We start from the raw sequence: 12,959 nt of genomic DNA, 5'->3' as shown, positions 1-12,959 counted from the left end.
CTTATTTAGATTAATTCTAGGTCGCAAAAGTAACTCAGAGATGTTACTTGACCAAATTTATTTAGAATTAATTTAAATAGGCTATAATCTCCCTATTTAGGAGTGATCAATGTTTCAGGTAAGTCTGTAACTTTTTCACAGCAAAGTTGTTCCATTGCTTGTTTAAACTGCGTTTTAAGGATCGCGATTGTTTGATCTCCACCTTTATGGCCAAGGGCCGATACCCCGTACATAAATGGTCTGCCCATAAAGGTAAATTTTGCGCCAGATGCTACCGCTCTCGCAATATCAGGTCCAGAACGAAGGCCACCATCCATCATAATGGTAATTTTATCATTGTATTTAGCAGTTAAATTTTCTAACGATCTGATTGAGGACTCACCCGCATCAATTTGCCTTCCACCATGATTGGAAACGATTATCCCATCTGCTCCCAAGGCAATTGCTTTTTCTGTATCCTGATCACTAACAATACCCTTTAGTACGAGTTTCCCTTTCCACTTATTTCTGATCTCAGCAATTTTTTTCATGTCTACACGCTTGTCAAATGAGGCATTCATAAACGCTCCAAGCTGTCCCATGTCAAGGCTTTTGTCCATGTATTTTTTTAGCGTAGCGAATTCCGGGATGCCATATCTAAGTGTTTCAATGCACCAGGAAGGTCTGAGCGCTGATTGAAAAACATTGCTGATGTTCATTTTGGGTGGCATGGACAAGCCTGCTTTGATCTCACGGGAACGATATCCGAAGGAGGGAACATCTACCAATACAACAAGAACAGGGCATTCTACATCCTGTAGCCTTTGGATAATATCATCTCGCATGGAAGTTTTTGCAGGGTGGTATAGCTGAAACCAAAAGTTGCTATTGGTAACTTCCGCTATCCTTTCAATACTGCTTGTAGAAACGGTACTTAAAATAAAAGGAACGTTATGTTTAACAGCTGATTTGGCTAATATTTCTGCAGCATTAGGCCACATTAAGCCTTGAAGGCCTATTGGCGAAATACCAAATGGTGCATCATAACGGTGGCCAAACAATTCAGTACTGGTATCAACACCAGTATATTCTTTTAAATATTGCGGCATTAAAGTGATACTATGGAAGTCGGTCTCATTTCTCAATAAATTAACCTCATCATTACATCCGCCTTCCAGATAATCGAAAGCAAATTTAGGAATCCTTTTTTTTGCCTTTACTTTAAGGTCTCCTACAGAAGGATATCGGGTGTCAAAGCTTAATAAATCAGTTGCCATAGTTGTAAATTTTGCAGCACTTCCATTTTAATATTTCGGTATGGAAAGTTAGTTTATACTGAAACCAGATGTTAGCATAAACACGAACTTAATTGGTACTTTTGTGATAATTTACATGTGCAACTGAACTGGAAAAAACTTATGGTTACTACCTATCATCTGGCTGATTTTTCGCCTTTTTACGAAAGAGAAAAGCAATTCCTGATCCTGCCATTTGAGGATTTAAAACGACCAAATTCTTTTGTATGGCCCCATAAGCACAGTTTTTTTGAAATATTGTGGATCAGAGAAGGGGCGTCTAAACACGTAGTAGACGAATATAAAACAGAGCTTTCTCAGGATACGGTTTACTTCATGTCGCCAGGGCAGGTGCACCATATCGAAAAACATGCTGCGGTTAAAGGCGAGAGTATCATGTTTACGGAAGAATTCTTTATTTTAAATTTCACCAGTAAAGAAGCCTTAGATAAACTTTCTTTTTTAAGGAATAGCTACAAAAACCCACACCTAAGACTTGATCAGGAAACAAAACTATTGCTTCAGCCGATTTTACAATTGATGTATGCCGAGTTTTCAAGAACACCACATTCAAAACTCGCACTAAGTTCCCTTACCTTTCTGTTACTTAATTTTCTGGAACGACTATACGAGGCGGAGAAAAATATCAGTCGTGCAACGGGGCATAGTGTTTTACTGGATAAATTTAGCCAGCTACTGGAAAAACATTATGCTGCCCAGCAACCCATAGCCTTCTATTCTGAACAGCTTTGTGTAACATCCCATTATTTAAATGGCATCATCAAGAAAGTGACGGGTAAAGCGGTAAGTGAAGTGATTCGGGATAGGGTAATGCTGGAGACAAAGCGCATGCTTCACCATACAGACCATCCCATTGGATATATAGCCAGTGAATTGGGCTTTAATGATTTCTCTTACTTTTCCAGACAGTTCAAAAAGCAAACTGGTTTTTCGCCAGACCGCTACCGTAATGAGATGAATGAAAAGCGTTACTAGTAAAGTTACCCTTACTCGCTTTTATACGATGAGTCCCAACGCTGCAAGCTGAGCTTTAGTATCCTCATAACTGGTATGAACAATACCCATAAGTCCAAGGCCTTCAGCAATCTGTACAAAAAGCATACGGTCATCAATGTAAACACTGGTGGTAATATCGCATTGCGAGATATCTATAGCCACTTTAAATATGTCTGCATCAGGCTTTCTAAAGTGGACAAAACTAGAGGAAACAAACAGATCAATAAATTCATTTAGTTTGAAAGTATTAATCCGGTATTGATTCAGTTCCCTGCCTTCATTGCTGATTACCGCTACTTTAAGTCCGTATTTATGCTTAAGATCACAAATCAATTTTATCATTTCCGGATAGGCAGTTGACTTGCTGACCATGAAATTCTTGAAATCGTCTTTTGAAAAACTACGGTCTTCATAAAACACAAGCCTGTCCAGGTATTCATCAAGTGTAATCTTACCCACCTCGTAAGTATCAAACGTTAGGTGATGACGCTCTTCTATATCTGGGAGGTTAAGGCCGAACAATTGTGCGGCCTCCGCTCTTGCAGTGCGGTCCCAACCATTGGTTAATAATACACCGCCGATGTCTGTGAAAACTGTGGTAATCTTAGTTTGTTGCATAATAAGTATCCTTAATGGATGCAGGCATTTATTATTTTACACGCTCAACATATTCTCCTGTACGGGTATCCACTTTGATTCTATCTCCCTGGTTTACAAACAAAGGCACTTTAAGTTCGATGCCATTTTCTGTACTTACAGTTTTCAATGCACCAGATGAAGTATCGCCTTTTACAGCAGGTTCAGCATAAGTAACTTCCAATTCCACAAAATTAGGTGCCTGAGCCATAATAGGCTCTTCGCTTTCAAAAGAAACAATAACATCCATACCTTCCTTCAGGAACTTTGCTGATGGGCCAAATAATGCTTTAGGCACATTAAATTGATCAAAGGATACATTATCCATTACTACAAAATAATCTCCTTCATCATATAAATACTGGAAATCATTGGTCTCTACACGGCAAATCTCTACCTGCTCATCCGTAGCCATACGTGCTTCCACTATCTTTCCTGTTTTAATATTTCGGAATTTTCCAAGGTAGAATGCACCACCTTTTCCTGGAGTACGATGTACTATCTCAGTAACGTTTACCAGTTCGCCATTGAAACGTAATATATTGCCTACTTTAATTTCGGATGCTTTTGCCATAAAGAATAAGTCTAAAAATTTGAGCCTAAAGTTATCATCTTTCCACTAAAACTACATTAAGCCGTACGTATTTTTCTTTAATTTAGTTTTTGAGGACAAAGAATTAGTCTCAAAACTACAGTTTATCCTTTTATAAGAGCACTTCATAATTATCAGATTTTCGATATTATTTTACATATGGGGCTTAAATCAGGAAGAATAGCTTAGTAATTAATATTTACTATAATTAATTATTAATATCGCTTCTATTTATAACGTTGTTAATTATTGTTACTTGTCAAATAGTAATTATCATTTATTGAAAAAATTCCCCTGATTGTCGGCACTGCCTTTGCCTATTCTGAAATACTTACTGTCGGGAATAATTCCGGCTTGGGGAGAGAGATATTTCTCAAATTACTTAAATAAACCACATACAATGAAAAAAGAAATTACTAAGCTATTAGCTGTCTTATTCTGTTTTACCGTCGTGCTGTCTGTTTTTCTCAGCGCCTGTAAAAAAGACAACTTTAAAGGCGAAATAACGGGCGTTTGTCCGGTTATTGTTTCTACGGATCCAATGGATAAAGCTGTTGATGTGGCACTTAACAAGGTCATCTCTATAACCTTTAATACAGAGATGGATTCCACCAGTATTAATTCACAAACTTTTACTATTACGCAAGGCGCTACGGCTGTTGCAGGTAAATTGGCTACTACTGCAGATCCAAAAGTATTTACGTTTAAACCAACTGTACCTTTAACTCCATTTGCGGTTTATTCAGGCAAAGTTACTACTGGTGCTAAAGATAGGTTCCAATCTGCTATGGTAGCAGATTACAAATGGACATTTACTGCCATCCCACAAGTAACTATAACGGCCTTGCCGTTGGCTGGTGGAACAGTTACCGGAGGCGGAACATCTGCTCAGGGTTCATCCGTTACCGTATCGGCCGTTCCTAATGCAGGCTTTACTTTCACATCGTGGACGGAAAATGGCAATGTGGTATCAACTAGTTCAAGTTATCAATTTACCATGGCAGGTAATAGGGTATTAGTTGCCAACTTTACGGCCATTCCAGCAGGTAGTTTCGCTATTAATTTATCTTCAGCTCCAGCTGCAGGTGGTATTACTGCAGGTTCAGGTCCTTATACAACAGGTACAACTGCAACCGTAACTGCTACTGCAAATCAAGGTTATACATTTGTTAACTGGACAGAAAACGGAGTAATCGCGTCTACAAGCTCTAGTTATCAATTTGTAGTTACTGGAAACAGAACACTAGTTGCAAACTTTAAAGCGGTACCTGCAACGCAGTTTGCCGTAATACTTTCTTCCAATCCTGCCGCAGGCGGAACTACAGATGGCGAAGGATCATATCCATCTGGAACATCAGTAACCATTACTTCTGCAAAGAACACAGGTTATACCTTCGTAAACTGGACAGATAAAGTTTCTGGTCTAGTGGTGTCAACCAGCCCTTCTTACACCTTTGTATTAAGTACTAACAGAACGTTTGTTGCTAATTTTGTATTAAATACCTATACATTAACTACTACGGCAGTAAATGGGTCTATTCTAAAGACACCAGATCAGCCTACCTATAACCACGGTACAACGGTTACACTTACCGCTACGCCAAGCCCAGGCTATGTATTTAGCGGTTGGTCGGGTGATGCTTCTGGTTCAGTTAGCCCACTTGCTGTGGTTATGACTTCCAATAAAAACATCACGGCTAACTTTACGCTAATCGTTCCGCCAGTATCTATATTAGGTAGTGCAGCATTATTTGGTGCTTTTGGAGGAAACGCTGGTATCACCAATTCAGGATTGAATACGGTAATTAATAATGGTAGTATAGGTACAACTGCCGCATCAACTTTAATAACAGGATTTCATGACGGTACTACAAATGAGATCTATACGGAAACACCTCTTAATGTGGGTAATGTAACCGGTAGAATTTATACTGCTCCACCGGCTCCAGGAACTGCAACTTCATTTGCAATTGCCCAAAAGGCATTATTGGACGCAAATGTTGCATATAATGCCATTTCGCCGGCTGCTAGACCAGGAGGAACTGATCCAGGCGCAGGAGAGCTTGGTGGATTAACGTTGGCACCTGGTGTCTATAAATCTGCCAGTGGAACATTTAAAATTACCAACGGTACGCTAACACTTGATGCACAAGGTAATGCAAATGCAGAATGGGTTTTCCAAACATCCGCAGGTCTTACTGTAGGTATTGCTGGCCCGGCTGGTGCTAGAAGTGTAGTATTGATTAATGGTGGTCTTGCTAAAAACGTATACTGGTATGTAGGAAGCGCAGCTACTATAAACGCAGCTGGTGGTGGAGTGATGACAGGTACGATCATTTCTTCTGCTGGTGTAACTTTTTCTACTGCTGGAAACGCTGTTCAAACAGTTTTAAACGGAAGAGCACTTTCATTAGTGGCATCGGTAACTATGGTTAACACAACCATTAATGTTCCACAATAAGCTAGTTATCTAAATTGATTTATTTTAAAAAGAAATTAAACCATGAATAATACTATAAAAACACTCATCAGCTCCGTTTTGATGCTGCTGATGATACAATCTAATACGAAGGCCCAAACCACACAGCCAACCTGGTGGTTCGGGTTATCTGGAGCAGCAAACATTAGTCGCTATACTGGTACAACCCAGCGGCTTAGTGATGGATTGATTGTTCCTACTGCCTTCCATAAAGGCAAGGGAGTACGTCCATTTGGTTCATTCTTAATAGAATACCGCCCCGGTAATATTTGGGGTGGTACATTAAACTTGGGTTATGATGGCAGAGGCGGAAAATTTGATGGGGTGGTAGCACCCTGCAATTGTCCGGCTACTTTATCTACTAAACTGAGCTACCTTACCATTGAGCCAGCACTTCGGTTCAGTCCTGGTGGCGGAAATTTCTATCTGTTCGCTGGCCCCAGAGTGGCGGTCAACCTACAGAAGGATTTCTCTTACACGCAGTTAAAACAAACCGATAAAGAAGGAGAATTATCGCAAATGCGAAAAACACTCGTGTCTGGTCAGGTAGGTATGGGATATGATATTCCTGTTTCTAGTTCGGCAAGTGCTACTAAGTTTGTGATATCGCCATTTGTATCCTATCATCCGTATTTTGGTCAGGATGTAAGGTCTATAGAAAGCTGGTCGGTATCTACGCTAAGGGCAGGTATTGCATTAAAACTTGGAAAAGGTAAAAAGGCCGTTATGGAAGAAACTCCAGCTGTGCCTCCAGTAATGATTCCTGAAGTTAACTTCTCTATACGTGCACCTAAGGATAAAATGGTGAGTCATAAAGTTAGCGAAACCTTGCCTTTACTAAATTATGTGTTCTTTGATCAAGGCAGTACAGCCATACCGGCACGTTATATTGCATTATCAAAAGATCAGGCAACTGATTTTAGAGAAATGCAATTGCACAACCAAGAAACACCAGATATGTCCGGACGTTCTGCAAGACAGATGAATGTTTATTACAACATTTTGAATATTGTGGGCGACCGCATGAGGAGTGATCAGTCGATAAATATTGTCCTTAGTGGTGCTTCCAAGAATGGTTCGGCAGAGGGTAAAACTTTCGCTACTGCGATTAAAAACTATTTAACCAGTGCTTTTGATATCGCGGGAAATAGAATTGCCATAAATGGACGTATCAAACCTATCAATCCATCTGAGCAACCAGGTGGTAAGAAAGAGCTTGAGCTGCTTAGAGAAGGTGATAGGAGAGTAGATATTCAAAGTAGTTCTAAAGCATTGATGATGGAAGTTGGAGGTGGCATGATGAGGCCGGTTCAAATCAACACCGTTCAGACTGATCCTATGGATAGTAAAATTTTGTTTAATGTGCCCGAGGCTGAAAAAGTATTAAGTTCTTATACGATTGACCTAACAGATCAAGCCGGAACAATACAGCATTTTGGACCTTTCCATGCAAATCAGGAAAGTATATCAGGCGCAAGCGTATTGGGTGCTAATCAATCGGCCGATTATAAGGTGGTAATGACCGGTACAACAAAATCTGGTGCGACTACTAAAAAGGAATCGACACTGCATCTACAAGCACAGCCTGAAGTTATAGAAAACGGAAGCCGTTATAGCATCTTGTTTAACTTTAACAAAGCAACAACTGTGGCCACTTACGAAAAATTCCTTACAGATGTAGTAGCTCCGCTGATAGTAGATGGCTCAACTGTAATCATTCACGGTCATACCGATGTAATTGGTTCTGAAACATCTAATGCCAAATTATCTGTAGAACGTGCCAAACAAGCACAGCAGATTCTTGAAGCAGCTTTAACAAAAGCAGGAAAAACAGGAGTTAAAATAGAAACAGTTGGTTTTGGTGAAGCGCTTGACCATGCGCCATTTAACAATGGGTTACCAGAAGAACGTTTCTATAACCGTACCGTTATCATTGATATTGCAACGCAATAACAAATATTAAAAGTGTTAATATAAGTCCCTGCCAGCAATGGCAGGGACTTTTTTATTACATTAAAATTTCGAATTTCTGTTGCTGAAAAAGGCCACTTTCTATAACACCGGTAATGGATTTGATTTTAAGTTCAAAATCTGAACCGATGTTGTCAAACCAGGCATCTACTATTAGATTTCCATTTTCTGTAATTACAGGTCCGTCTTTTCCTTTAGCAGGTCTTAAATTAAGGCTCGCCGCCCCTAATTCTAATAGTTTGCTTTCTACATATAAAATGGATTGTGGAAATATTTCAATTGGAACCGGGAATTTTGAACCCAGCTTATCCACCATTTTTGAAGGATCAATGATGATGTAGTTTTCTACACAAGAGTTCATCAGGAGTTTTTCTTGAAACATGGCGCCGCCTCTTCCTTTAATCAGCTGACTATTGGGGCCAACTTCATCTGCGCCATCAAATAGCCAGTCTGGCTTATTTTCTAATAATGTGGTAAGCTGTAACCCGAGTGATGTGCAAGTCATAGCTATTTCTATGGAAGTTGTGATAAACTTAACATCCAGCTGCTCTTTGCGTACCCGATCAGCGATTGAGAATAAGGCCATAAAAGCAGTTGATCCTGAACCAGCGCTAATTACCTGTCCATTTTTAACCTTAGCTGCTATTTTATCCGCCACCACTTGCTTTTGCTCGCGGTTAATGATATCTCCCGACCATTCCAGCTGCGCTATCATCTTACTATTCCAATTCATTTTTTTTCAGTTTAGGCTGGTTTTGCTCCAGTATTTTGCTCAATGTCAAAAATGCAGAAAAACGCTGATAATTTTGTTAACACTTAGTCCTGAATTTTATCAGAATTGTAAACAGAAGAATTAAATTGATGTTTCCGTGTTATTTTACCAGACGCGCATCAATTTGAAGTTGCTCAATTGATACTACTTTTACCAGGTCATGGTAACCAGGAAATAGTGGATTAAGCAGCACATTAAATTCTGCAGGATTAACAGCAGACCTTGCCTTTATTGCGAGGAAATTTAGTTTGTTCATGTGTTGATCTCCAGTATTCTTGTTCTGCAAATTGCCAATTTCCTGCCAGTCTGATGGGTAAGCAGATTTTGGTAATTGGTAAATCAATTTTTCACTGCCCAGTATCTCAATTGTCATGATGTAGAGATGAGGTGGCGTATTTTCTGCTTCAAAATGAACCAAATTTTCAAGGTAGGCAAGAGAACTATTTTCGCTGGTGTAAAGCATATACGTTCCCGGATTATTCCAGCGGCCGCCTTCTTTAAAGGCTCCATTTCCGGATAAATCTAATGTTCGTTTCTTGCTTTTGGCAATGCGGTAAACGAACATTAAGAATAAACACCTTCCTCAATTCTTCCAAGTACCTGATTTACTAAAGCAATGCCCGTAGGAATATTAAAAAGTTGCAAAGGTTTCATTTGATTCAGCGCCCTGTTAGATGTATTGAGCCATTTTTGTACACGTTCTTCCGTTTCGAATACCTCGTAAGCGTGTTCAACAACTTTGGCTACTTCTATAATATGACTGGAAGTGTACTTATCCAGAAGATCATCATCCTTTTTTCGTTCTATGGTTTTTACAGATAAATTAAGGATCTCTTCTGCGAAGCTCTTTTTGGTCATGCCCATATGACCGATCAGTGCCTCCATAGAAGCCTTTTTTATTCCTTTATTGCTAAGGGAAATCAAGTCAAAGGCAGAGCGGATTTTTTCTTGCACAAGATCAGTACCCCCAAGGAGGTAGACCAGGCTGGCAATTGGATTTAATTTTTTATTTAAAACAGTCATATCCGACATTTTTACCAAATATAAGGATCATTTGTCGTATAGTCAAGACCTTGTATATGTCTTTTTCTATTTTGATGGGTAGGGGAGATGATATAAGGGTTGTACATTTTAAAACCATGTACTTATTGGCCTGATCATTTCATATGTTTTGATATTACCGTTGATATTTGTTTTGTTTCATTTTTTAATAATTGTTTTTGTACGTTTGTTTGTAATTGTTTTATTAATACTGTTTATAATTTTTTTATTACATTGCTTTATGATTGTTTTTCTACATTTTTTTGTAATTGTTTTATTGATTTTTTTGATAAAACCGTTAAATAGCAACTAGCATAATTATGGCAACACCGAGAGAACGATTAGTTGAAGCACTACAGGTACTTCAGGAATTACAAGCGAAAGGAGTAGTTGCTATACATACTTCCGAGATACCGAAAAATTCAATCCGCGCATTACTGGTAAAAAAAGGATTCCTAAAAGAGATTATCAAGGGGTGGTATATACCTAAAGACCCAGAGGAACGCCCGGGGGACAGTACCTCCTGGTATACTTCCTATTGGGACTTTTGCATTAAATTTTTGGATTTTAAGTACGGGGATGACTGGTGTATCTCAGCGGAACAATCGCTGCTATTGCATTCAGGTAATTACACCGTACCGCATCAACTGATTATTAAATCGCCATTGGCCAATAATACAATCACCAACCTTCCATTTAATACGACCTTATTTAACCTCAAAGCGGAACTTCCTGACAAAATATTAAGAACACAACAAAACGGTATCCGGCTATACAACCTTCCAGGAGCGCTGATCTATGCTTCCGCTAATACTTATGCGCGCAACCCTATCGATGCCCGAACCGTGCTTTCACTGGTCAGGGATGCTTCTGAATTATTACCGGTGTTACTGAATAATGGTCACTCTTCTATAGCAGGCAGGTTGTCTGGTGCCTTCAGAAATATTGGACAGAATAGGATCGCGGACAATATTCTTGGCGCAATGCGCTCTGCTGATTACACTATACGCGAACTAGACCCCTTTGAAGAAAAGATCACTATCAAATTATCAGCGAGGGAAAGGTCGCCTTATGCAAACCGACTCCGGCTGATGTGGCAGATCATGAGACCTACAGTAATTGCGCATTTTCCGGCAGCGCCAGGGATGACCGAAAATAAGGAAGCTTACCTGAAACATATCGATGACGTATTTATCACCGACGCTTATCACTCTCTTTCTATTGAACGTTATCGTGTCACACCCGAACTCATCGAAAGAGTAAGCAGCGGTGCCTGGGATAAGGATTCAAACCCTGAAGATAAAAAGCAAAAAGATGCCATGGCAGCAAGGGGCTATTGGCAGGCGTTTATAAAAGTGAAAGATACGATCAGCAACATCCTTAACGGTAGCAACCCTGGCGAACAATTGGATAAAGATCATCCTGGCTGGTACCGTGAATTGTTTGATCCGAGTGTAACAGCCGGTATTTTAGAAGCCTCTGATCTGGCCGGTTACCGCAATAACCAGGTTTTCATCTCCAGTTCTAAACATACGCCATTGAATGTAGATGCAATGCGGGATGCTATGCCGGTATTATTTGAATTACTGGCAGAAGAAACCGAAGCGAGCGTGAGGGCGGTATTAGGGCATTTCTTATTTGTGTTTATTCACCCTTACATGGACGGAAACGGACGAATCGGGCGATTACTGATGAACACCATGCTGGCATCCGGGGGCTATCCATGGACAGTAATCCCCGTTCAGCAAAGAGCGGCCTATATGGCTGCATTGGAGAAAGCAAGTACGGAACAGGATATCGGTCCTTTCTCAAAATTTCTGGCTCACTTGGTTGATCAGGAATTGAGAGGGAAGCCGGAAGCTCATTTACCCGAATAGATTTTAGAAAGGTGCGCAAATAGGCACTCATCGTGGTTGGTTTAATTCCAGCTCATTAAGATGATCTTCCATGATCCTGAAATCAGCTTTGTCAAAGCTGACAAAGGACCTGTCTTTTTCACCGAAAACATTTTTCAGGATACACTCCCTGTTGTTATGAAACGTATCAGCATACCCTATCTTATCCGCTGCCTGCAGTTCCGCTTCGATGTGTTCAGATAAAGCATAGATCTTAGCAGCTACTACCGGCATATCATATTTCTTTAGCATGAATGGCCTACGTTAAAGTACTTTTGTTCTTTATGAAGGGTCAATCTGATTCGAATATCATACTCCCTGTTAACTGGCTGCTTTTAGGTCCAAAGCACTACTTTTTTTTATATCTCCATCACTTTTTGTCTCGCTTTATATGGTTGGCACAGATATAAGGGTCCTAAAGGAGGTATAAATGTCCATTTTTATGCCAGCCATCTAAGAGCCTGGTAAGAGAAAGGTAAGAGCCAGGTATTTCGTAAAAGCGATTTTAATTCAAAGCCTTAGTGGCTTTTAATACGTCAATGAACTACTGCTGCCTGCTATCGCAGCTGGCAGTTTAAATTTAACTAGTCGACTAATTAAAAAATTGAAACCGGAACACATGCCTATTATTTTTAGCTGATCAGCAGTGGCGGAGTATTCCAGGTGTGTACTAATTGTTCGGATTTACCCGATAAATTGGTATAATTGAAGCTTATCAAAAGCTCGTTTTATTGTAAATGCAAATGTAGGAAAAATAGTTGAGATTTCCAAATAAATTATGGAATTTTTTTGAATTAAACTGGTTGATTTACAGCGCTTTAATTGCATTTTTTAAACCTATAAAAATACTAATTTTACACCCTATTTATCGGTTGTTTTTGCCCTAAAATTGGCGTTTGGGTTAACCTATATTGTATTCAGAAATTTAACTAAACTTCTTTGTCAAAAGGACTTGATTTTTAGAGGAGTAAAGAACATTAGCGATTTTAATATCGCATTTACGTAGAATTAATGCTGTGCAGCATCCGGTGTTAATGATGGAGTATTTTAAGTGGTTCCATTCTGGCTTTATTTCGAGTTTACTTGTATTTTCTTCGTGGTATAGTCGCGGTTTGTGCGACTCAAGGTACCTCGTACACGAAGAAACCACGACTAAGCCTCGTTTAAATTGCCTTTAAACAGCGAATTGTCTAGTCCTGATATAGCTTTACACTAATCCTGAAAAAACTTGACATCGTCCTAAATTTAACTTTACATGTACTGATTAAACATTACACGCTAA

At 39.5% G+C, this 12,959-nt stretch carries 11 protein-coding genes; 4 read left to right on the top strand and 7 right to left on the bottom strand.

Annotated elements, in window-relative coordinates:
- Nucleotides 1-92: 92 nt before the first annotated feature.
- Entirely contained in the window at nucleotides 93-1,256 is a 1,164-nt protein-coding gene (locus ACVWYN_RS17130; protein ID WP_457290108.1) for an alpha-hydroxy acid oxidase, read from the bottom strand.
- A gap of 141 nt (nucleotides 1,257-1,397) precedes the next feature.
- Here ACVWYN_RS17130 and ACVWYN_RS17125 point away from each other — a divergent pair, with 141 nt between their 5' ends.
- Nucleotides 1,398-2,270 (top strand): helix-turn-helix domain-containing protein, encoded by an 873-nt coding sequence (locus ACVWYN_RS17125; RefSeq protein WP_457290107.1) that lies wholly within the window; start codon nucleotides 1,398-1,400, stop codon nucleotides 2,268-2,270.
- Nucleotides 2,271-2,291: 21 nt separating this feature from the next.
- Here ACVWYN_RS17125 and ACVWYN_RS17120 read toward each other — a convergent pair whose 3' ends face one another.
- Nucleotides 2,292-2,909 (bottom strand): HAD hydrolase-like protein, encoded by a 618-nt coding sequence (locus ACVWYN_RS17120; RefSeq protein ID WP_457290106.1) that lies wholly within the window; start codon nucleotides 2,907-2,909, stop codon nucleotides 2,292-2,294.
- Nucleotides 2,910-2,940: 31 nt separating this feature from the next.
- Entirely contained in the window at nucleotides 2,941-3,501 is a 561-nt protein-coding gene (gene efp / locus ACVWYN_RS17115; RefSeq protein ID WP_457290105.1) for an elongation factor P, read from the bottom strand.
- Between the two features lie 418 nt (nucleotides 3,502-3,919).
- Here efp and ACVWYN_RS17110 point away from each other — a divergent pair, with 418 nt between their 5' ends.
- Together ACVWYN_RS17110 and ACVWYN_RS17105 are read left to right on the top strand one after the other, a co-directional pair.
- On the top strand, nucleotides 3,920-5,980 hold the full coding sequence (locus ACVWYN_RS17110; protein ID WP_457290104.1) for an InlB B-repeat-containing protein: 2,061 nt from the start codon (nucleotides 3,920-3,922) through the stop codon (nucleotides 5,978-5,980).
- Between the two features lie 42 nt (nucleotides 5,981-6,022).
- Complete coding sequence (locus ACVWYN_RS17105; protein ID WP_457290103.1) at nucleotides 6,023-7,951, top strand: OmpA family protein; 1,929 nt, start codon at nucleotides 6,023-6,025, stop codon at nucleotides 7,949-7,951.
- A 55-nt stretch (nucleotides 7,952-8,006) separates the two neighbouring features.
- On the opposite strand, the gene rpiA is transcribed toward ACVWYN_RS17105, so the two are convergent.
- The 3 genes from rpiA to parS all read right to left on the bottom strand — a co-directional run bounded on the left by rpiA (nucleotide 8,007) and on the right by parS (nucleotide 9,764).
- A complete protein-coding gene (gene rpiA / locus ACVWYN_RS17100) occupies nucleotides 8,007-8,702 on the bottom strand; it encodes a ribose 5-phosphate isomerase A (RefSeq protein ID WP_457290102.1) in 696 nt (231 codons plus the stop codon).
- Between the two features lie 139 nt (nucleotides 8,703-8,841).
- Nucleotides 8,842-9,306, bottom strand: coding sequence for an RES family NAD+ phosphorylase (locus ACVWYN_RS17095; RefSeq protein ID WP_457290101.1), 465 nt, complete (start codon nucleotides 9,304-9,306; stop codon nucleotides 8,842-8,844).
- A complete protein-coding gene (gene parS, locus ACVWYN_RS17090; RefSeq protein ID WP_457290100.1) occupies nucleotides 9,306-9,764 on the bottom strand; it encodes a type II RES/Xre toxin-antitoxin system antitoxin in 459 nt (152 codons plus the stop codon). Before parS ends, ACVWYN_RS17095 begins: the two co-directional genes overlap by 1 nt.
- A gap of 338 nt (nucleotides 9,765-10,102) precedes the next feature.
- Here parS and ACVWYN_RS17085 point away from each other — a divergent pair, with 338 nt between their 5' ends.
- Nucleotides 10,103-11,659 (top strand): Fic family protein, encoded by a 1,557-nt coding sequence (locus tag ACVWYN_RS17085; RefSeq protein ID WP_457290099.1) that lies wholly within the window; start codon nucleotides 10,103-10,105, stop codon nucleotides 11,657-11,659.
- A 27-nt stretch (nucleotides 11,660-11,686) separates the two neighbouring features.
- Here ACVWYN_RS17085 and ACVWYN_RS17080 read toward each other — a convergent pair whose 3' ends face one another.
- Nucleotides 11,687-11,929, bottom strand: a complete 243-nt coding sequence (locus tag ACVWYN_RS17080; protein ID WP_457290098.1) for a hypothetical protein — start codon at nucleotides 11,927-11,929, stop codon at nucleotides 11,687-11,689.
- Nucleotides 11,930-12,959: the final 1,030 nt, after the last annotated feature.

This window comes from Pedobacter sp. UYP24, assembly GCF_054057295.1.
This window is presented reverse-complemented; position numbering and strand designations above follow the sequence as displayed.

What these genes read in the sequence shown, in the direction of transcription:
- ACVWYN_RS17120 (WP_457290106.1), bottom strand. Translation starts at nt 2,909, where the DNA reads ATGCAACAAACTAAGATTACCACAGTTTTCACAGACATCGGCGGTGTA.
- efp (WP_457290105.1), bottom strand. Translation starts at nt 3,501, where the DNA reads ATGGCAAAAGCATCCGAAATTAAAGTAGGCAATATATTACGTTTCAAT.
- ACVWYN_RS17125 (WP_457290107.1), top strand. Translation starts at nt 1,398, where the DNA reads ATGGTTACTACCTATCATCTGGCTGATTTTTCGCCTTTTTACGAAAGA.
- ACVWYN_RS17130 (WP_457290108.1), bottom strand. Translation starts at nt 1,256, where the DNA reads ATGGCAACTGATTTATTAAGCTTTGACACCCGATATCCTTCTGTAGGA.
- ACVWYN_RS17085 (WP_457290099.1), top strand. Translation starts at nt 10,103, where the DNA reads ATGGCAACACCGAGAGAACGATTAGTTGAAGCACTACAGGTACTTCAG.
- rpiA (WP_457290102.1), bottom strand. Translation starts at nt 8,702, where the DNA reads ATGAATTGGAATAGTAAGATGATAGCGCAGCTGGAATGGTCGGGAGAT.
- ACVWYN_RS17110 (WP_457290104.1), top strand. Translation starts at nt 3,920, where the DNA reads ATGAAAAAAGAAATTACTAAGCTATTAGCTGTCTTATTCTGTTTTACC.
- ACVWYN_RS17095 (WP_457290101.1), bottom strand. Translation starts at nt 9,306, where the DNA reads ATGTTCGTTTACCGCATTGCCAAAAGCAAGAAACGAACATTAGATTTA.
- ACVWYN_RS17080 (WP_457290098.1), bottom strand. Translation starts at nt 11,929, where the DNA reads ATGCTAAAGAAATATGATATGCCGGTAGTAGCTGCTAAGATCTATGCT.
- ACVWYN_RS17105 (WP_457290103.1), top strand. Translation starts at nt 6,023, where the DNA reads ATGAATAATACTATAAAAACACTCATCAGCTCCGTTTTGATGCTGCTG.
- parS (WP_457290100.1), bottom strand. Translation starts at nt 9,764, where the DNA reads ATGACTGTTTTAAATAAAAAATTAAATCCAATTGCCAGCCTGGTCTAC.